An 18,488-nucleotide genomic window follows, 5' to 3' on the forward strand; every position below is an offset into this window, starting at 1 on the left:
AACCCGACCGGCGCTTTTCCGGCGGACACCGACATGCGGCGTCGCGCCAATCTGATCCACCCCAACAGGAGCTAACCCATGAAACGCTATATCCTTAGCGCGGCCCTTGCCGCCGTCATCGCCCCCGGCGTCGCCTTCGCACAGGAAGATTGCGGTGAAGTCACCATCGCGGAAATGAACTGGGCCTCGGCCGGTGTCGTGGTTGCGGTGTCCAACTTCCTGCTCGAGCAGGGCTATGGCTGCGACGTGACGATCGTGCCGTCCGACACGACGCCGGCGGTCACGTCGCTGTCGGAAAACAACGAACCCGACATCGTTCCCGAACTGTGGCCGAACTCGGCCGGCGATGCCTACAAGAAGATCAAGGCCGACGGCAAGATCGTCGAACTGACCAGCGTGCTGGATCCCGGCGGTGTCGAAGGCTGGTGGATCCCGACCTACCTGGCCGAAGAGCATCCCGAACTGAAGACCATCGAAGGCGTGATGGAAAACCCCGACCTGGTCGGCGGCATGTTCAACAACTGCCCCGATGGCTGGGGCTGCCGCATCGTCAACGACAACCTGATCCGGGCGCTGGACCTGGAAAGTTCGGGCATCGAGGTGTTCAACCACGGATCGGGCGAAACGCTGGCCACGTCGATGGCATCGGCCGTCGAGAGCGAAGAACCCTGGTTCGGCTATTACTGGGGTCCGACCACCCCGCTGGGCAAGTTCGACATGACCAAGGTCAGCCTGGGTGACGAGATCGAGGCGGCACAGCTGGCCAACCAGAACGCTGATTCGCCCGACGCCGCGGTGACCGAATTCGCCACCGCGCCGATCCTGACGGTCGTGACCAAGGATTTCCAGGAATCCCACCCCGACGTCACCGAGATGATGTCGAACGTCCAGTTCAAGACCGACGAGATGAGCAGCCTTCTGGCGTGGATGGACGAGAACAACGCCACCAGCGAAGAGGCCGCCGTCTACTTCCTCCAGAACAACAAGGACACCTGGAAGAACTGGATCAACGAAAGCGCCCGTGAGAACCTGGCGGCGCTGCTGAAGTAATGCGATCGCGGGCGGGGCCGCACCGGTCCCGCCTGTTCCAACCATGAGAAACAAAAAAAAGAGACATGGCATGAGAAACTTTGCATTCGCCGCCGTCATGGGCGCCGCGCTTCCGACAGCCTCGCTTGCCGATTGCGGCGAGGTTTCGATCACCGAGATGACCTTTGCCTCGGCGATCATCACCACCGAGATCGCGACCTTCCTGATGGAACAGGGATACGGATGTTCCGTGACCCGCGTGCCCTCGGACACGATTCCCGCGCTGACCTCGCTGGCCGAAAACAACGAGCCGGATATCGTCACCGAGCTGTGGGTCAATTCCGCGGGCAGCGCCTATGACAAGCTGAAGGCCGACGGCGTGATCGACGACATGGCCAAGGTCCTGGACCCGGGCGGCATCGAAGCCTGGTGGATTCCGACCTACCTGGCCGAGGAACACCCCGAACTGAAGACGATCCAGGGCATCGTCGAGAACCCCGATCTGGTCGGGAACCGGTTCAACAACTGTCCCGATGGCGGTTGGGTGTGCAACATCATCAACCACAACATCGCCGATGCCTATGGCATCGAGAAGGCCGGGATCGAGATCTTCGATCACGGGTCGGGCGAAACCCTGGCCGCATCGCTGGCCTCCGCCTATGAGGCGCGCGAGCCGTGGTTCGGTTACTATTGGGAGCCGACGGCCCTGATGGGACGCCTCGACATGACGATGGTCGACATTGGCGAAGCGGATGCCGAGGCGCATGAATTCAACCTCGACCCCCAGCGCGCCAACCCGCAAAAGACGGCCTATCCGCCCAGCCCGGTCTACACGGTTGCGACCAAGGCGTTCATCGACCGCGAACCCGAAGTCGCCGAGATGATCCGCAACATCAGCTTCAGCACCGACGAGATGAGCACGCTTCTGGCCTGGAAGGGCGAAACCAAGGCGTCCACCGAAGAAACCGCCGTCTATTTCCTGCAGAACAACAAGGACAAATGGGCCGGTTGGCTGAACGACGACGCCCGCAAGCGGCTGTCCAAACTGCTGCAATAAGACAAGACGAAAGTTCGCCGTGGTCCGGTGCGGGATGCGCCGGGCCTTGGCATTTCCGATGCTGGAACAGTGACAGAGGGGCCGCGAAGCGCCCCGTATGAGGGACGCATGGCGACATACGATTTCATTTTCGACAAGCTGGGATTGCGCGGCTGGTGCGGCGACGGCGGATCCGGCGACGGCCCGATGTCCATGGCGGACCTTCTGGGCCAGACCACCGGCGAAGACACGGCGGTTTCAGCATGGGACACCCCGTTTCCTTCGCTGGATGCGCTGCATGACGCTTGCGAGACCATCCCGCAATCGCGCGACCTGACGACGGGGTTGGAAACAGGGTTCCTGAACATCAAGGACACGCTGAAGATCGTCGTCGATCCGCTGACCCAACCGCTGAGCTGGGCATTGAACGAAATGCTCTGGCTGATGCAGGCGGTGCCCTGGTGGATCATGATCCCGCTGCTGATGCTGATTTCCTATGCCGTGGGCCGGTCGCTGAAACTGGTGGCGCTGGTTGCGGTGTGCTTCGGGTTTCTCGCCTTCGTGGATTATTACGACTACACCATGCAGACGCTGGCGATCATCTTCGTCTGTGCGTTCATCTGTGTCTTGCTCGGGGTGCCCATCGGCATCGCCATGTCGCGCAGCGACCGCACCCAGCGGGTGATGATCCCGATCCTCGACATGCTTCAGACCCTGCCGCCCTTTGTCTATCTGATCCCGCTGATCTTCCTGTTCTCGGTGACCGAGCCGAAGCTGTATGGCATCGCGATCATCCTTTATGCCATCGTGCCGGTGGTGCGCCTGACGGACCTCGGCATCCGGCTGGTCGATCAGGATGTCATCGAAGCGGCCGACGCCTTCGGGATGACCGACCGTCAGAAGCTGTTCGGGGTCCAGATTCCGCTGGCGCTGCCCAACATCATGGCCGGTGTGAACCAGACCATCATGATGAGCCTCGCCATGGTCGTCATCGCCTCGCTGGTGTCGGCACCCGGTCTCGGCGTCCTGGTCCTGCGCGGGATCCGCAGCCTTGAACTGGGCGTCGGTCTGTTGTCCGGCCTCGGGATCGTGTTGCTTGCCATCATCCTTGATCGGGTGACCAAGGCGGCGCTTGCGCGCATCAACGCCAGCCAGAATTAAGGGGATGGATATGTCAGACGATATCAAGATCAGGATCCGCAACCTCTACAAGATCTTCGGGGACAATCCCGAAATGGCGCTGGATCACGTCAAACAGGGCATGGGCAAGACCGAGCTTCTGGCCGAACACGGCCATGTGCTGGGTCTGAACGACATCAACGTCGACATGCCGGCGGGCAAGACGACCGTCATCATGGGTCTGTCCGGGTCGGGGAAATCGACCCTGATCCGTCACCTGAACCGGTTGATCGACCCCACCGCCGGCCAGGTGCTGATCGACGGCGACGACATCCTGTCCTATAACGACAAGCAGCTGCGCGATCTGCGTCAGCACCGGATGTCGATGGTGTTTCAGAAATTCGCGCTGTTTCCCCATCGCACGGTTCTGGAAAACACCGGGCTTGCCCCGTCGGTGGAAGGCGAGAGCAAGAAGAAATACGCCGACGAGGCGCGCAAGTGGCTGGCGCGCGTCGGGCTGGAGGGGCAGGACGACCAGTATCCCCACCAGCTTTCGGGTGGTATGCAGCAGCGCGTCGGCATCGCCCGCGCCCTGACCAGCAACTCCGACATCATGCTGATGGACGAGGCGTTCTCGGCGCTGGATCCGCTGATCCGCACCGACATGCAGAACCTGCTGATCGAATTGCAGGCCGAACTGGCCAAGACGGTGGTGTTCATCACCCACGATCTGGACGAATCCCTGAAGCTGGCCGATCACCTGGTGATCCTCAAGGACGGCTTCATCGTCCAGCAGGGCGAGCCGCAGCATATCCTGCTGAACCCGGCGGACCCGTATATCGAGGACTTCGTGAGCGACATCAACCGGGCCCGCGTGTTGCGCACCCGGTCGGTGATGCAGAAGACGGGAACGGGCACTAAGGACATCGCCGGCGAGGTCGATCACGACGCCAACCTCGAATCCGTGATCGAGGCATCGGGCGGCGACACCAACAAGTGTTACCGCGTGATGAAGAACGGCGAAGAGGTGGGTATCCTCGACATGCGGACCCTGGTGCGCGCGCTGGTGCCGCAAGGCGGCTCGGACGATCCCGAAGCGGCGCGTCGCGCCGGCTGAACCGGACGCTTCCGTGCCAGATGCAGAAAGGCCGCGCCAGGCAACGGGCGCGGCCTTTTCGATGGAACGCCGGTTGGCGGGGCTATGACCGGCGGTCGATCATCGCCTGTCGCACGGACGCGGCCACCTGCGCGGCCGTGTCGCGCCAGCGGGGCAGGGCGCGCCCCATGGTGGCCGACCTTTGCGCCAGCCGTTCGCGCGCGGCCTCATCCGTCAGCAAATCGCGCAATGCGGCCGCAAAGCCCGCGGCGTCGTCGGGTGCCACCAGCCGTGCGGCATCGCCGACCGTGTCGGGCACGGCGCCCGCCCGACAGGTGACGATCGGCAAACCGCGCAGCATCGCTTCGCCGAATACCATGCCGTATCCTTCGAACCGCGTCGCAAGCGCAAAGATCGACGCGGCATCATAGGCCCGGTCAAGATCGGCGTCGCGCAACTGTCCGCTGAACCTGACCCGGTCCGACAGACCCAACGTGTCCGCCTGCCGCCGCAGGGCATCGGCCACCGCGTCTTCATGGGTGCCGCCGACGATCTGCGCCCGCCATGCAAGATCGCTGATCCGGGCCAGCGCGTCCAGAAGAACGTCATGCCCCTTGCGCGCGGTCAGAAGGCCCACCGCCAGGATCAGGGGGGGCGTGACCGGTTGCGGCCTGGCATCGACCGCGTGAAAACCGGGCGGGGCGATGCCGATCTTACCCTCGGGGATGGCGAATTCATCGATCAGCAACCGGGCCGTGTGCGGGCTGGGCACCACAATGCGGCGGGCGTGGCGCAGGGCCACGGCCTCGTTGCGCAACAGGTATGCGGCCCGATCCGGCGTCAGGCCGGTTTCCATCCCGAGGGGGTGATGGATGATCGGCACCAACGGCGCCACAACGCTGGCCAATCCATCGGGATCGACGGTGCCCGGAATGAACCCGTCCAGAAGGATTGCAACGTCCGGCGGCACGGCGCGCAACAGGCGCAGGGTTTCGGCGATCTCGTCGTCGGTGGGATCGGGGAAACCGGCGGGCAGTTGCAGGTGTTCGACGTGAAGCCCCAGCATGCGCAATTCGCGCAGCACCGTCGCCTCATAGATGAAGCCGCCGGTGGCGCGATGCATGTCGCCGGGAATGGCAAAGATGATATCGGGTTTCATCGGCGCACCGTCTGTTCCATTGCGTAAACGGCCAGCACCTGCGCCTCGATCCAGGCGACGGCGCCATAGGCCAGCGCGGCGGTCAGCGCCACAAGGACGATCGCGCTCCACAACATGTTGTAGTCGGACGTCGATGCCGTCAACGCCATCAAGCTTCCGATGCCGTTTCCGGTGGCCAGCCATTCGGCGGTGGTGACGGCAAGGATGGCGGCGGGCACGGCCATGCGGGCCGAGGCGAAAAAGGCGGGCAACATCGCGGGCACCCGGGCCAGCCGCAACAGGCGCCAACGTCCGGATGCGTAGGTGTCGAAGATGTCGATGATCTGGCCGGGGGTCTGGCGCAGCCCCTGAAGACAGGCGACGAGCGTTGGAAAGAAGATCATGACGGTGACGATGGTGATCGTGCCCACCGCCCCGCGTCCCAGCGCAAGCACGATCAGCGGTGCTGTGGCAACGATCGGGACCGACCGCAACGCCACCGACAGGGGCAGGGCGGTGGTCGCCAGACCCGGCATCAACACCACGCCGCAGGCCAGGCCCGCGCCAAGGGCGAGCCCCGCCAGATACCCCGGCAGGGTGAACACCAGGGTTTCGCCGTAGGCGGCAAACAGTGTCGCGCGGTGTGCGGCGGCGTCGGGCCCGGTCAGCAGAAACGCGACCACATCGCCGGGCCGTTTGGCAAAGAACGGGTTCAGATCGAACAGGTCCATCGTTGCCTGCCAGAGCACCAGAGCGATGGCGACGATCACCCCGATATCGGCCAGCCGCCGCCACGGCGGGCGGCGGTGGCGGTGATCCGGCGGGGTCAGCAACACCGCCGGCGACTCGACGCGCAGCCGTCGGACCAACGCCCCGAATCCCCCATAGGCTAGGATCGAAACCCCGGCCGCCAGCGTGGCGATGGCCCAGGTCGCATCGACATCGAGCGCGCGCATGGCACGGATCGTCAGAACGCCAAGACCGCGTTCGGCGCCGGTGAACTCACCAACCATGGCGCCGAGGATCGCCGCCGGTGCCGCGATCTGAAGCCCCGCGATCAGATAGGGGAACGAGGCGGGCGCGCGCACGTGGATCAGCTGTGTCATCCGCCCCCGGCCATGGCTGCGGATCAGGTCCAGCCAGCTTTGCGGCACCGCCCTGAGCCCGACGACCAAAGGCAGGAAGGTGGTGTAATAGACGGCCAGTGCGGCCAGCGTGATCTGTGGCCCGTTGCCTTGCCCGAACAGAACCCGCAGGATCGGCCCCGTCGCCACCAGCGGCAGGCAGAACACGATCAGTGCCAGCGCGGCCACCACCCGTTCGGCCCGCGGGATCAGCACGACCGCGACCGCCAACAGGATGGCGGCCAGGTTGCCCCACACGAACCCCCAGGCGGCGGATTGCAACGTGGCGCCAAGCGCGCGGGTCAGGAGGGGTGCGTTTTGCCACAGATATCGTGCCACCTCGACCGGTCCGGCCAGCACGAAACTGTCGGCATTCGCCCGGGCCGCCAGCTCCCACAGGGCGAGCACGGCGACGATGGCAAGCGCGCGCGCGCCGCCCTGTCCCCATGCGGCCTGGCGGTGGCGCAGCACCCCGGCGGTCATTGTGCCGCGAACTGCCGGGGTGGCGCGATGTCCATCAGGGCTTCGGCGACGGTGGCGGTCAGGGTGCGGAAGGCGGTTTCGCTCTCCAGCCCCCGTGTGCGCGGTTGGGGCAGGTCGATGTCAATGTCGGCCACGATCCGGCCCGGGCGCGGCGACATGACCAGCACGCGGTCGGCCACCAGAACGGCCTCGGTCACGGAATGGGTCACCAGAAGCGCCGTGGTTCCGTTCGCCTGCCAGAGTTTGGGCAGCTCGTAATTCAGGCGCCGCCGGGTCAGCTCATCCACCGCACCGAAAGGTTCGTCGAGCAGCAACAACTCGGGGTCGCCCACAAGGCAGCGGGCGATGGCGGCGCGCTGGCGCATTCCGCCCGACAGTTCGGCAGGACGGCGATCCTCGAACCCCTGCAGGCCGACCTTGGCAATCAGGCGGTCCACCCGGTCGGGATCGGCGGGCCGCCGCGCGAGGGTCAACGCAAGCGCGATGTTGCCGCGCAGGGTGCGCCATGGCAGAAGCGAGGCATCCTGAAACGCCACCGCCAGCGCGCCGCGCTGACAGGTCTGCGCCGGGGTTTCGTCACCGATGCGCACGGTGCCGGTGGTCGGCGCCTCCAACCCCGCGATCAGACGCAGAAGGGTCGACTTGCCACACCCCGACGGCCCGACCAACGCCGTGGTCTGTCCGGCAGCGAACGTGACATCGGTCGCATCGACGGCGGCAATCGACCCCGCGGGCGAGGTGAAGGTGCGCGACAGATCTTCGCAGCGCACCGCCTGACCGCGTATGCCGATGTCAGCCGCCATGCGCTTCCTCAAGCAGGGTGCGGTCCCACAGGTCGGGCCCCACGTCGCGACCCAGAAGCGCCAGCGTATCGATGTTGGCGGCGACGGTGTCATCGGTGAACCAGCCGAACCCGTGATCATCCGTCAGATCGGAGAACATCAGCGGCAGTTGCCGGTCCAGCTGCATCTGCTGGGTCGCAAGGTCCAACCCGGCATCGGGGAACATGTCGACGGTCAGCCGTGCCGCGGCCTCGGGGTCGGCGCGGCAATCGTTCCATCCCCTGGCCTCGCCACGCAGCAGGGCCACCAGATCGGCACGCCAGTTCGCGATGCTGTCATCGGTGGCGATATAGGTTTGCGAGTGAACCGCATAACCATGATCGGCCATGATCATCGTGGTGTTTTCGATGCCCTGAACGGTCATGGCGACGGGCAGGTCGGTGGCCCAGCACAGCAGGCAATCGACCTGTCCGGCCACCAGGGGGGCGGCGTCGTATTGGGTCGGCACGACCTCGATCCGGTCAAGATCGACGTTGTTGATCGTGCAGAACGCCGACAGCACCGGCATGTTGGCCAGCGCCATGCCGATCCGCTTTCCCTCCAGATCCTGCGGGGCGTTGACCGGATTGGCGGGAAGCGACGCGATGGTGAACGGGTTCTTCTGCATCGCCACGGCGATGATGCGGAACGGCGCGCCCTGCGCCACGGCGGCCGCCGTGTAATCGGCGGCCGAAATCCCGACCAGGGCGTTGCCCGCCACCACCGGCGGTTCGACCGGAGCATTCGGCCCGCCCGGGTTCAATGCGACGCGCAGACCCTGATCGGCCCAATACCCCCGGTCGCGGGCGATGTAGCTGCCGGCAAACTGCACCGAATGAAGCCACGAAAGCTGAAGCGCCACGGCACGATCCTGCGCGCGCGCCAGGTGCGGCGCCAAGGTGGCGGCCGCGCCGGTGGCAAGAAAGTGTCGCCGGCTCAGCCCGGCCCATGGCTTGTGTCTGTCGGTCATGTCAAAGTTCCGTCTGTCGCCTGTTTCAGGCCATTCAACTAGGGCGCGACCGCACAGGCGGCAAGGCAGAGACCCCGACCATCGGCCAGAGCGCGCCCGGCACGCTGGCGATCAGCATCACCAGGCCAAAGGCAAGGCCCGCCGCGACCCCGGCTTCGCCCGTCGCATCGGCCAGGGGAAACAGCGCCGCCGCAGCCCCTTCACGCCAGCCCCAGCCGCCGACGGCAAAGGGGATCGTCATCGCGGTCAGGATCAGCGGGATCAAAATCACGCAGGCGGCGAACCCCAGAACCGTGCCGGTGGCTCGGGCCGCGGCGGCGAAGGCGGCCAGGTTCAACGCAACGATGGCCAAGGCCAGCAACACCTGCTTCCAGGCCACGTCGCGGGCGAACAGGGCGCGTCGCAGAGACACGGCGAAATCGGCGGTCACGCCGTCGGGCCGCCAGCGCGGCCAGACCGCCATGGCGATCAAACCCGCAGCAACCGTGGCAAGGCCCGTGAGGGCAACGGTGGCGAACACGCTCGGTACCGTGATGCCGGACGGAACCAGCATCGCGCCGCACAGGCCTGCCAGCAGAACGGTGAACATCGCGATCTGTCCCGCCAGACGTTCGATCATCACCGCATGGATCGCCGGGGCCAGGCCCGCGTCATGGCGGCTGCGCGCCGTGCGGGCGACATCGCCGACAACGCCGCCGGGAAGCGTCATGTTCACCAGTTGCGCCAGGTAATATTCGCCGATCGCCACATCCCAGCCGATATGCAGCCCCAGCCGGCCCGCGGTCAGCCGCCAGCGGGCGGCCATCAGGACCGTCTGAACGCTCAGCAGCGCGCCGGCTGCGATCAACCATACGATATCGGCGTCGGCCAGACGCGCCAGCGCGGCGGCCCCATCGGTCAGGACCAGCACGGCGGCCAACATCGCGACTGAGACACCAAGGCGCAGAACGATGGCGACGCCGCGCTTCATGTGCCGCCCGATGCCGCAAGGCCCGATGAAAACGCGCTGACAAAGCGGTCGCGGAAGGATTCCATCGGCCAGACCGGCGTGCTGTCATCAGGCACGAGGCCGTCGGTGAACGCCCAGCCGTCCAGTCGGTCGATCACCCGGGGGGGGCCGATCAGATGCACGGGCACATCGCGGCTTTCGATCTGCGACACGAACGGGGCCGGTTGATGATCGCCGAGGACAATGACCAGCGGCGCGTCCTCGCCCGTGGCGGCGGCCCTTCGCGTGACGAACGAAAAGGTCGCCTGAAGCGCATAATCGATGGCCTGGCGGTATTGGTCGCGCACCCTGTCGCGGTCGCGCCAGACCACCTTGGGCGGATCGCCCGACGTTGCCCATTGATCGAAAATCCGCCCGTCACCGACGTCGGCCCAATCTACCATTCGGGGCACCGGCACCCACGGCGCGTGCGACGAGATCAGCGCGATCTGGATGAAATCCGGGCGCGGATCCTCGCCCAGCAGATCGGGCCAGGCCGACAACGTGTATTGATCGGGCATGGTGATCCAGTTGAACGGCTCACCCGCATAGCCGAGATCGGCCGCCGGCAGGATCCGCTGAAAGCCGATCATCGGTCCTTCGGGCCAGGGCAGGGTAATTGCGGGCATCACCGCCGCGGTCCGATACCCGGCGGCGTTTGCCAGGTGAAAAAGCGTCTGGCGCGAGCTGGCCAGCATCGCGCCGTAGCGGGCCTGATCGCCGGTTCGCAACCCTGATGCGAACGTGCCGTGAGCCAGCCAGCTTTGCCCACCCGCGATGGGCGAGGTCAGCCAACCGCTGCGCATGGCAAGACCGGTGGCGGCCACGTCGTGCTCGGCGCTACGCAGCGTCGGCACATGGGTCGGGCGATACAGCGGATTGTCGAAACTGGTGCGCCCATAGCTTTCGATGAACACCACCAGCACGTCGCGCCCGGCGAGCAGATCGAACAACCCGGTCGCGTCGGCAAAGGGATCCTGATCCGCGGCCTTGCGATATTCGGCCAGCTTCCGCGCGGCGATGCCGCTGCGTTGGGCGTGGAGGACGGCCAGCCGCGTCGTCGCGGCGTTGCCAACGGGGTTTTGCGGGACATCCCAGATGCGCAGCCACCGCCCGGCATCGGCGATGGCAATGACGGCGAACACCACGGCGAACAGACCCGCCCAGCGACGCACCGCCACCGGGGGAACCGGGCGGGACCACCGGGTCATCGCCGCAAAGAACAGCACGGCCAGCGCCAGCACCGCCAGAATGGCGGCCACGGCGACGGCCAGTGCCATGGGGCGGCCCAGCGTGCCGGTCAACAGGTTCATGCCGGCGGGAAACATGAACGTGTCGATGATCGGATTGAACGGTCTGGAAAACGTCTGGAAGGTGATGAAATCACCCAGCTTCAACAGCACGATGGCGGTCAGGCCCACGCTCAGGACAACGCGCAGCACGCGCGACAGGCGCGGCAGGGCGGCGACCGCCAGAAGCAGGGCAATCAGAACCGGAAGTTCCAACGGCAGGCGAATGAAGGTGCCGGCCACCATCGCCGCAGGCGTGTTGGGCAGGGCCAGCGCCAGATACAGCAGCAGTGTCGCCAGAATCAGGGTCGCGATCCGCCAGATCGGGCGCGACCTCATGCCGCGACTCCCGGCCGGTTGCGGGCCAGCCACAGAATGTCACGCGCGAACGACCAGAGGATCAGGCTGGCCGCGACCGGCAAGGCAAACGACGCCAGGTGCGACGCGACGGCGGGCAACAGCAGGCCGGCCAATGTGGCGATCTGCACCACACAGATCACCCGGCGCGACAGGCGATAGGGCAGGGGGGCCTTCAGCCAGGCGAAACGCCAGCCGGCCACGACAAACCCGTATCGCGCAAAGCCGAGGACGATCAGGCACGCTTGGGCGAACGTGGTGTCGCTCACACCGGTGCGGATCAGGATCAGCGACAGGATCGCGCCCAATGCGGCGTCCACCTCCATGTCGAACCGCGCGCCGAAGTCCGAGGTCAGCCCGGCGTGGCGGGCCAGCGCGCCGTCGATCCCGTCCAGTGACAGCGCGGTGATGGCAAGCGCGAAGAGGGCAATGGCCGCGTGATCCGCGACGGCGGGCACGATGATCGCGGTGGTCAGGATCGCCGCCAGCATGGCGCGCACCTGGGTGACCATGTTGCACGCCCCCAACCGGCGATGGGGATAGCCGGCGCAGAGCCCGACAAGGGTGATGGTCATGGCCAAGGCAAAGACAGTCATCGTGATCGCGGGCGTGATCAGGGCGGCACCGGGCGCAAGCGCCCATGTACCCGCGCCCACCACGATCAGGCCAACCAACGCCACCGCGAAAAACGCCGGCATCGGCGCTGCCGTGATGCAGGCGCGGGCGCTGTGGTGGCGGAAGGTATCGAACATGGACATGCCGGATGAAGTTAGCATGGCGGCGGAACTGTCAAGCGTCCGACAGAGGCCGTCGCGGCACGGCCAGCCGCGCCACGAGGGGCCTGTGATCAGATGCCGCACGTATGCCGGCACTGTCGGGCACGCGCACATCCCGCACCACCCCCGGCCGGTCGCACAGGATCCGGTCCAGCGGCAGGACCGGGCGGCCCACCGGGAACGTGGCGCGCGCGGCACCGTGCCAGCGCCGCCCGGTGATCCGGCGCGACAGGGCCAAGCCGGACCAGGGGCGCCATTCGTTCAGATCTCCGACGATGACGGTGTCGGGTGTCGGCGTTCCCGCGACATCGCGACGGATCAGATGCTGGCCGATGGTGCGCATCTGGACCGCGCGCAACCATTGCGCAAGCGACAGATGCGTGGCGACGAGGCGCAGCGTGTGCATGCCGCGCGGCGCAAGATCGGCCACAACCGCGCCGCGATGGCAATGTCCGGGCAGGTCGATCACATCCGCCCGGCGCACGATGATGCGGGGATGCACCAGGACGATCACGCCGAGGAATCCATCGCTTTGCGGCCCCCACCGCAGACCCGGGCCGGTGTGCAGGCTGCGCAACCCGGTCGCGGCCTCGATCCGGTCGCGCCCGAGGACGGCGGAATGGGGCGGGCAATCGGTGTCGGCCTCCTGAAGCACCAGGATATCGGGACGCAACGGCGCGATGTCGCGGCCCAGCACCCCGAGGATCCGGTCGGCATCGACCCGGCCATCGCCACCCCGCCCGCGGTGGATGTTCCAGCTTGCACAGCACAGCGTTTCGGTTGTCTGCATCGTGGTGTCGCACTCCGGGGGATTGGCGTGGGGCGAATTGCGCCCTAGCCTTGTGTCCTCAGTCGCACAGTTCCGGAGGCACCATGAAGACGAAAATTTCCGTTGCACTTGTCCTTTCGGGGCTGGCGTTGCCGGCCCTGGCCGAACCGCAACGATATGAACTGGACCCGGTCCACACAACCGTCTCGTTCCTTGTCGATCACGTGGGGTATGCCGGCACGTTGGGCCTGTTCGCATCGGTAGAGGGGGCGTTCACCTTTGACATGGACACCCAGACCCTGTCGGACCTTGAGGTGCGGGTGATGACCGACAGCGTGATCACGCTGAACGATGCCCGCGACAAGCATGTGCGCAGCAAGGATTTCCTGAACGTCGGGGCGCACCCGGTCATGACCTTTTCGGCCAGCGAAGGCCACGCGACCGACGCGACGTCGGGCAGCGTGACCGGCAGCCTGACGTTACTGGGCGAAACCCGCCCGCTGACCCTGGAGGTGTGGCTGAACAAGGCCGAACCCTATCCCTTCGGTCACAAGCGGTTCGTTCTGGGGATTTCGGCACGCGGAACGTTGCAGCGCAGCGATTATGGCATGACCTATGGGGTCGACAACGGGCTGGTGGGTGACACGGTCGATCTGATCATCGAAACCGAAGCCATGCGCATCGAGTGATCCTGCCGTCCGGCCCCCATCCGGGGCCGGACGATGCCGGTCAGAGCGGCCGGCGCAGCCAGCCCGCGATGACGCCGACGATGCCCTTGCGGAACAAGAGCACGCCAAGAACGAAGATCACCCCCTGGATGATCGTCACCCAGGCCCCGAAGGTCGCCAGATAGTTCTGCAGGCTGACGATCACCGCCGCCCCCACCAGCGGGCCGAAAATCGTGCCCATGCCGCCCAGCAGCGTCATCAGCACCACTTCGCCCGACATCGACCAGTGCACGTCGGTCAGTGACGCAAGCTGAAACACCTGGCTTTTCGTCGCACCGGCCAGCCCGGCGAAGGCGGCGGACAGGGTGAACACCATCAACTTGTAGCGGTTCACCTGATAGCCGAGCGAGATGGCGCGCGGCTCGTTCTCGCGGATCGCCTTCAGCACCTGGCCAAAGGGCGAATGAACGATGCGATACAGCATCAGGATGCCGCCGAACGTCACCGCCAGAACGAAGAAATACAGCGCGGTATTGTCCTGAAGCGAGATCAGCCCCAGGAAATCGCCGCGCGGCACGCCCTGGATGCCGTCTTCGCCACCGGTGAATTCGGCCTGAAGCGCGAAGAAATAGACCATCTGCGCAAAGGCCAGCGTGACCATGGCGAAATAGATGCCCTGGCGGCGGATCGCCAGCGACCCGATCAGGAAGCCAAGCACGGCGGCGGCCAGCGTGCCGGTCAGGATCGCCAGTTCGGGGGTCAGCCCCCAGACCTTGGCGGCATGGGCGGCGACATAGCTGGCACCGCCGAAATAGGCCGCATGGCCAAACGACAGCAGGCCGCCGAAGCCCAGCAACAGGTTGAACGCGGCGGCGAACAGCGCAAAGCACATCACCTTCATCGCGAACACCGGATAGATGACGAACGGCAGCACGCACAGCAGCGCCAGCATCACCGCGAAGATCACCTTGTGCAGCATCGGCATGCCGACGGTCTTGGGCTTGGTGTCGGCCATCAGCTTGTCCTCCCGAACAGACCTTCGGGTTTGATCATCAGCACGATGGCCATGATCACGAAAATGACGACCGACGAGGCCTCGGGATAGAACACCCGCGTCAGCCCCTCGATCAGGCCCAGGCCATAGCCGGTGACGATGGCGCCCAGGATCGATCCCATGCCGCCGATCACGACCACGGCGAAGACGACGATGATCAGGTCGGCCCCCATGTTCGGGTTCACCGAATAGATCGGCGCGGCCAGCACGCCGGCAAAGCCCGCCAAAGCCACGCCGAAACCGTAGGTCAGCATGATCATGCGCGGCACGTTGATGCCAAAGGCGCCAACCAGCACCGGGTTTTCGGTAGCAGCGCGCAGATAGGCGCCAAGCCGGGTGCGTTCGATCATGAACCACGTGCCGAAGCAGACGACGATCGAGGCCACGACCACCCAGGCGCGATAGTTCGGCAGGAACATGAAGCCCAGGTTCTGCCCGCCTGACAGCGCATCGGGAATGTTATAGGGTTGACCGGAAATGCCATAGTAGTTGCGGAACAGCCCCTGCATGATCAGTGCGACGCCAAAGGTCAGCAGCAGGCCATACAGATGGTCCAGATGATATAGTCGCGACAGCGCCAAACGTTCCAGAACGATCCCCACCGCCCCGACGATCAGCGGCGCGAGGATCAGCGACGGCCAATAGCCGATGCCGACATAGGTCAGCAGCATCCAGGCCACGAAGGCGCCCATCATGTATTGTGCGCCATGGCTGAAGTTGATGATGTTGAGCAGGCCGAAGATCACGGCCAGCCCCAGCGACAGGACCGCATAGAACGACCCGTTGATCAGCCCCAGCAGAAGCTGACCCATCAACACCTGTGGCGATATGTTCAGAAGTTCGAACATCTGGAATCCTGTCGGAAAAAAGAGGGTCGGCGCGGCGGCAGGGCCTGCCGCGCCGGTTCATCGATGCGCGATCAGCCCGCGTTCTTGGTGAAGTCGCATTCGTCGATCATCGGCAGGAAAGCGTCCTCGCCCGAGATCGTGGCCTTCTGGTTATAGAGATCCCATTCGCCTTTCGAATCGCCCGGTGCCTTGACCTCGAACAGGTACATGTCGTGGATCACACGACCGTCCGCACGGACATAGCCCTTGCCGAACAGCGGATCGTCGAACTCGGCCGCTTTCATGGCGGCGACGACCTTGGGGCCTTCGGTGGTCTTGGTTTCGGCGACGGCGCGCAGGTAATGCATCGTTGCCGAATAGGCACCGGCGTGCACCATGGTGGGCTTGGATCCGAACGTTTCCTCGAACCGGGCCGACCATTCACGGGTCTTGTCGTTCTGATCCCAATAGAACGCCTCGGTCAGGTTCAGACCCTGTGCGGTTTCGGCACCCAGGGCGTGCACGTCGGTGACGAACATCAACAGCGCGGCCAGCGATTGACCGGCCTGGGTGATGCCGAACTCGGACGCCTGCTTGATCGCGTTGACGGTGTCACCGCCGGCGTTGGCCAGGCCGATCACGTCCGCGCCCGACCCCTGGGCCTGCAACAGGAACGACGAGAAGTCGGTGGCCGGGAAGGGATGGCGCACGGTGCCGACAACTTCGCCGCCATTGGCCTCGACGACCGCGGCGGTGTTTTCCTCGAGCGAGTGGCCGAAGGCATAGTCGGCGGTCAGGAAGAACCACTTCTTCCCGCCTTCGGTGGTCATCGCGCCACCGGTGCCGTTGGCCAGCGCGGCGGTGTCATAGGTCCAGTCAACGGTCGTCGGCTGGCACTGGCCACGGGTCAGTTCGGTCGATCCCGCGCCCGAGTTCAGCATCACGCCGCCCATTTCGGCCGTGATCGCGGCCACGGCCAGCGCGACCGAGGATGTGGGCACGTCGATGATGGCGTTGACGCCGTCGACGTCATACCACTGACGGGCGATGTTCGACCCGATGTCGGGCTTGTTCTGGTGGTCGGCCGAGATGATCTCGACGTTCAGGCCGTGCGCGGCGGCGTCGAAATCCTCGACGGCCATGCGGGTGGCAACCACGGATCCTTCGCCCGACAGGTCAGCATAAACGCCCGAGCGGTCATTCAGAACGCCCAGTTTCACGTCGATGGTGTCCTGCGCCATCGCCGGGATCGTGCCCAGCATGGTCAGCGCGGTCGCGCCCATTGCAAGTTTGCGGATCATGTCCATCTCCTCCTCATTGGCCCGTTTGCGGGCACTGTTAAATCTTGCGCGCCAGAGTGCGGCGCGGATCGTTCAGACGCCCAGATAGGCGTGCAGCTTGTCCATGTTGGCGTCCAGTTCGGTGTTGGGGATCATGTCGATCACCCGGCCCTGGTCGACCACGTAATGGCGGTCGGCCACCGATGCGGCAAACCGGAAGTTCTGTTCGACCAGCAGGATGGTGAACCCTTCGGCCTTCAATGCCTCGATCGTGCGGCCGATCTGCTGCACGATGACGGGCGCCAGGCCCTCGGTGGGTTCGTCCAGCAACAGGGTTTTCGCCCCGGTGCGCAGGATCCGCGCGATGGCCAGCATCTGCTGTTCGCCGCCCGACAACTTGGTGCCGGGGCTGCGGCGGCGTTCCAGAAGGTTGGGGAACAAGTCATAGATGCGCTCGATGCTCAGCCCGCCTTCGGCGACCTTGGGCGGCAGCATCATGTTTTCCTCGACGTTCAGCGACGCGAAGATGCCGCGCTCCTCGGGGCAGAGCGCCAGACCGGCGCGCGCGATGTGGCGCGGCTCCATCTTGATGGTTTCGGTGCCGTTGAACTTCACCGACCCGGTGCGTTTGCCGAGAATGCCCATGATCGCCAGCAGGGTGGATGTCTTGCCTGCGCCATTGCGACCCAGCAACGTCACCACCTCGCCCGGATTTACAACGAAATCCATACCGTGAAGGACATGGCTTTCGCCATACCAGCCATTCAGGCCCTCGATGCTGAGAATGGGATCAGTCATGGCCCGCTCCGATGTAGGCGTCGATCACGGCGGGAGAGTTCGACACGGTTTCATAATCGCCCTCGGCCAGGATCGCGCCGCGCGCCAGCACCGTGATCTTGTCCGACAGGTCGGCGACAACCGACAGGTTGTGTTCGACCATCAGCACCGTGCGCCCCTTGGCGATCTTGCGGATCAGGGCCGAAATCAGCGCGACATCGGCCTGCGCCATGCCGGCCATGGGTTCGTCCAGCAACAGCATGTCGGGTTCCAGCGCCAGCGTCGTGGCGATTTCCAGCGCGCGCTTGCGGCCATAGGACAGTTCGCCGGCGCGGGTATCGCAAAACTCGGTCAGGCCGACCTGATCGACATACCCGCGCGCGTCATCGTCCAGCCGTGCCAGGATGGTTTCGGACCGCCAGAAATCATAGCTTTCGCCGCGCTTGCGCTGCAGCGCGATGCGCACGTTTTCCAGCACCGTCAGATCGGAAAACACCGCCGAGATCTGGAATGACCGCACCAGCCCCAGCCGGGCAATGGCCGCAGGGGCCATTCCGGTGATGTCGCGGCCACGGTATTTGATCGTGCCGCGGGTCGGTTGCAGGAACTTCGTCAGCAGATTGAAACACGTCGTCTTGCCGGCGCCGTTCGGCCCGATCAGCGCGTGAATCGTGCCCTCCTCGACGGACAGGTCAACGTTGTCGACGGCCACGAAGCCGAGAAATTCCTTGGTCAGTCCGGTCGCTTCAAGAACGCTCGCCATTCGGATCGCTCGTTTCCTTTTTGGGTCTGTCGCGGCGGACCGCACGACATCGTTATCGAGGTGTAGCATCGCGAACTGGCACAAAGGCGCAAGCGAAAATATGGGTTCCGCTGGGTCAGCCGCG

General features: G+C 65.2%; 18 protein-coding genes. 5 read left to right on the forward strand and 13 right to left on the reverse strand.

The features are described from left to right. Nucleotides 1-78 precede the first annotated feature (78 nt). From CFP68_RS15845 to CFP68_RS15860, 4 genes are all read left to right on the forward strand, one after another. The gene (locus CFP68_RS15845) at nt 79-1,050 is read left to right on the forward strand and encodes an ABC transporter substrate-binding protein (RefSeq protein WP_099827923.1); all 972 of its coding nucleotides are present in this window, start codon (nt 79-81) and stop codon (nt 1,048-1,050) included. 70 nt (nt 1,051-1,120) lie between these two features. After that, nucleotides 1,121-2,086 (forward strand): ABC transporter substrate-binding protein, encoded by a 966-nt coding sequence (locus CFP68_RS15850; RefSeq protein WP_099827924.1) that lies wholly within the window; start codon nt 1,121-1,123, stop codon nt 2,084-2,086. Between the two features lie 108 nt (nt 2,087-2,194). Beyond that, nucleotides 2,195-3,226, forward strand: a complete 1,032-nt coding sequence (locus CFP68_RS15855; protein ID WP_099827925.1) for an ABC transporter permease — start codon at nt 2,195-2,197, stop codon at nt 3,224-3,226. 10 nt (nt 3,227-3,236) lie between these two features. Next, a complete protein-coding gene (locus CFP68_RS15860) occupies nt 3,237-4,301 on the forward strand; it encodes a quaternary amine ABC transporter ATP-binding protein (protein WP_099827953.1) in 1,065 nt (354 codons plus the stop codon). An 82-nt stretch (nt 4,302-4,383) separates the two neighbouring features. Here CFP68_RS15860 and CFP68_RS15865 read toward each other — a convergent pair whose 3' ends face one another. From CFP68_RS15865 to CFP68_RS15900, 8 genes are read right to left on the reverse strand one after another with little or no spacing between them, the layout of a single operon-like run. Beyond that, complete coding sequence (locus CFP68_RS15865) at nt 4,384-5,439, reverse strand: glycosyltransferase family 4 protein (RefSeq protein ID WP_099827926.1); 1,056 nt, start codon at nt 5,437-5,439, stop codon at nt 4,384-4,386. Then, nucleotides 5,436-7,013, reverse strand: a complete 1,578-nt coding sequence (locus CFP68_RS15870) for an ABC transporter permease (RefSeq protein WP_241524125.1) — start codon at nt 7,011-7,013, stop codon at nt 5,436-5,438. The genes CFP68_RS15865 and CFP68_RS15870 overlap by 4 nt, the downstream gene beginning before the upstream one ends. 8 nt (nt 7,014-7,021) lie before the next feature. Next, the gene (locus CFP68_RS15875; RefSeq protein WP_099827928.1) at nt 7,022-7,828 is read right to left on the reverse strand and encodes an ABC transporter ATP-binding protein; all 807 of its coding nucleotides are present in this window, start codon (nt 7,826-7,828) and stop codon (nt 7,022-7,024) included. Next, nucleotides 7,818-8,816 carry an ABC transporter substrate-binding protein gene (locus CFP68_RS15880; protein ID WP_099827929.1) on the reverse strand — a complete coding sequence of 333 codons (999 nt, stop codon included), beginning with the start codon at nt 8,814-8,816 and terminating at the stop codon, nt 7,818-7,820. Before CFP68_RS15880 ends, CFP68_RS15875 begins: the two co-directional genes overlap by 11 nt. A 34-nt stretch (nt 8,817-8,850) precedes the next feature. Continuing rightward, the gene (locus CFP68_RS15885; protein WP_099827930.1) at nt 8,851-9,786 is read right to left on the reverse strand and encodes a lysylphosphatidylglycerol synthase transmembrane domain-containing protein; all 936 of its coding nucleotides are present in this window, start codon (nt 9,784-9,786) and stop codon (nt 8,851-8,853) included. Beyond that, a complete protein-coding gene (locus tag CFP68_RS15890; protein WP_241524126.1) occupies nt 9,783-11,432 on the reverse strand; it encodes a sulfatase-like hydrolase/transferase in 1,650 nt (549 codons plus the stop codon). The genes CFP68_RS15885 and CFP68_RS15890 overlap by 4 nt, the downstream gene beginning before the upstream one ends. Continuing rightward, nucleotides 11,429-12,226, reverse strand: a complete 798-nt coding sequence (locus tag CFP68_RS15895) for a CDP-alcohol phosphatidyltransferase family protein (protein ID WP_241524127.1) — start codon at nt 12,224-12,226, stop codon at nt 11,429-11,431. Before CFP68_RS15895 ends, CFP68_RS15890 begins: the two co-directional genes overlap by 4 nt. 13 nt (nt 12,227-12,239) lie before the next feature. Further along, nucleotides 12,240-13,016, reverse strand: coding sequence for an endonuclease/exonuclease/phosphatase family protein (locus CFP68_RS15900; RefSeq protein WP_099827931.1), 777 nt, complete (start codon nt 13,014-13,016; stop codon nt 12,240-12,242). A gap of 83 nt (nt 13,017-13,099) precedes the next feature. Between CFP68_RS15900 and CFP68_RS15905 the strand changes: the two genes are divergently transcribed. Continuing rightward, complete coding sequence (locus tag CFP68_RS15905; RefSeq protein ID WP_099827932.1) at nt 13,100-13,684, forward strand: YceI family protein; 585 nt, start codon at nt 13,100-13,102, stop codon at nt 13,682-13,684. Nucleotides 13,685-13,724: 40 nt separating this feature from the next. Here CFP68_RS15905 and CFP68_RS15910 read toward each other — a convergent pair whose 3' ends face one another. The 5 genes from CFP68_RS15910 to CFP68_RS15930 all read right to left on the reverse strand — a co-directional run bounded on the left by CFP68_RS15910 (nt 13,725) and on the right by CFP68_RS15930 (nt 18,364). Further along, nucleotides 13,725-14,678, reverse strand: a complete 954-nt coding sequence (locus CFP68_RS15910; protein WP_099827933.1) for a branched-chain amino acid ABC transporter permease — start codon at nt 14,676-14,678, stop codon at nt 13,725-13,727. After that, nucleotides 14,678-15,565, reverse strand: a complete 888-nt coding sequence (locus CFP68_RS15915) for a branched-chain amino acid ABC transporter permease (RefSeq protein ID WP_099827934.1) — start codon at nt 15,563-15,565, stop codon at nt 14,678-14,680. Before CFP68_RS15915 ends, CFP68_RS15910 begins: the two co-directional genes overlap by 1 nt. Before the next feature lie 71 nt (nt 15,566-15,636). Then, entirely contained in the window at nt 15,637-16,845 is a 1,209-nt protein-coding gene (locus tag CFP68_RS15920) for an ABC transporter substrate-binding protein (protein ID WP_099827956.1), read from the reverse strand. Nucleotides 16,846-16,917: 72 nt separating this feature from the next. After that, on the reverse strand, nt 16,918-17,622 hold the full coding sequence (locus tag CFP68_RS15925; protein WP_099827935.1) for an ABC transporter ATP-binding protein: 705 nt from the start codon (nt 17,620-17,622) through the stop codon (nt 16,918-16,920). After that, entirely contained in the window at nt 17,615-18,364 is a 750-nt protein-coding gene (locus CFP68_RS15930; RefSeq protein ID WP_099827936.1) for an ABC transporter ATP-binding protein, read from the reverse strand. The genes CFP68_RS15925 and CFP68_RS15930 overlap by 8 nt, the downstream gene beginning before the upstream one ends. Nucleotides 18,365-18,488: the final 124 nt, after the last annotated feature.

The organism is Oceaniglobus indicus (assembly GCF_002751875.1).
Classification (GTDB): domain Bacteria; phylum Pseudomonadota; class Alphaproteobacteria; order Rhodobacterales; family Rhodobacteraceae; genus Oceaniglobus; species Oceaniglobus indicus.